At 69.0% G+C, this 1471-nt stretch carries 1 protein-coding gene and 1 pseudogene; both read right to left on the bottom strand.

Annotation, left to right across the window (positions count from 1 at the left end):
• Positions 1 to 109 precede the first annotated feature (109 nt).
• Positions 110 to 316, bottom strand: a pseudogene (locus tag ACWD3C_RS48600) (hypothetical protein); the annotation flags it as partial.
• A gap of 347 nt (positions 317 to 663) precedes the next feature.
• Positions 664 to 1266 (bottom strand): hypothetical protein, encoded by a 603-nt coding sequence (locus tag ACWD3C_RS48595; RefSeq protein ID WP_451155251.1) that lies wholly within the window; start codon positions 1264 to 1266, stop codon positions 664 to 666.
• Between the last annotated feature and the right edge of the window lie 205 nt (positions 1267 to 1471).

Below are 1471 nucleotides of genomic sequence, written 5' to 3'. Positions count from 1 at the left end.
CCGGGAGCGCTGCCGGAGTGCGCGCATCCCCGACACCGTGGCCTTCGCCACCAAGCCCCGCCTGGCCGAGCGGATGATCGCCCGGATCCTGCCCGACCTGCCCGAAGGGCTGCTCCTCGGCAGCGGTCGGCACGTAGCCGTTCCACTCCTTCAGCGCGGCCAGGGCCTTGTCCGCCCGTTCGGCACGCTCGGCCGGAGTCAGCAGCGTCTCAGCAAGACGAGCGAGATATGCGCGCAGCGACAGCCCCTCAGCGGCAGCTATAGCGGCCAGCCGGTCCTTGGCTTCCTCGGGGATGCGGACGTTGGCATCGGACATCGTCGTGCTCCTTCCCATCCCTCAAGGGTACGGGTACGTACCCGTACCCGTCATGCGACTGATTCCAGTCACAACCCTGTTGCCTGGCCGAATCCAGTGCAATGCTGTGACGGCGGTGATCCTCCAACCCCCGTGGAGGCCACCCCCCTGGCCCCGCCCGTGTACTACCACCTGGGCGGGGCCGCGCCGTCCCTCCCGGCCTCGTGATGGGCGGCCGACCGGCGGGCGGTCTTATACGGCAGTGCCACGGTAAGCAGCGGCTTCTGTGTGCCGTCGTTGTAGGTGTTCCAGGCGTCGATCGCGGCGCAGTCGAGAGCGAGTTCGGCGGCTGCGCCAGCCTTCGTTTGCTAGTTCACGGGGTCCCTCCCTGGTGCGTCCGAGGTGTCTCGCGTTTTGGCCAGGTCGATGCGGGGCGGTGTCAGAGCCACATGAGCTCGGACACCGCGATCGCGTCGGTGCGGCACAGGCGCAGCAGTTCCTTCGAGGTCAGCCCCTTCTTCTGCGCTCCCTCCCACACGAGTTGCGGGGCGACGGCGCCGACGAGGGTCCGCAGGGGCGCGTCGCAGAGCGCCGCCATCAGGGCCGGGTCGCTGCACCTGGACGCGCCGCTCGGCTTCGGCGAGGGCCTGCTCGTAGGTCATGGGCAGCGGGGCGAGGTCGGACTGTGCGGGGGCCGCCTCCGGGGTGAGGTCGATGACCACGCTCGGGTCGGCCAGGTAGGCGTCAGCCTGCGCCTGTTCGGCGTCTTCGCGGGTGCGGTGCCCCATGGAGAATCCGGCCGGCCCGTCGGATGCCCAGCGCTCGCCGTCGCGGGCATAGTCGGCGCTGCAGTACCAGGTGGTGCCGATGTTGCGGCCGTCGGCGAGGATCCAGTAGTCCTCGCCGGGGGTGTTCTCGCTGCCGAGTTCGTCGTAGCCGTCATGGACGGGCTTGCGGGTGAAGGCGGCCATCTCGCTCCTCAACTGCGGTTTCAGAGGCGGGCAGTGCCCGGTGGCCGGGGAGGGAGGCGGTCGGTACAGTCCGTGGTGTGGGGGCCCTCCCGCTTGCCCACGTGGTGGCCCCCCAACCCAACCCCGAAGTGTAGGGACAGCGTCTCGGACCCGTGGTGAACAAGAGCGACGTGGCACAATGAAAACAAGGGGGGTTAATAAATAA

It is taken from the genome of Streptomyces sp. NPDC002845 (assembly GCF_053591955.1).
Note: the sequence above shows the minus strand (reverse complement) of the source record. Positions and strands in the feature narration are given on the sequence as shown.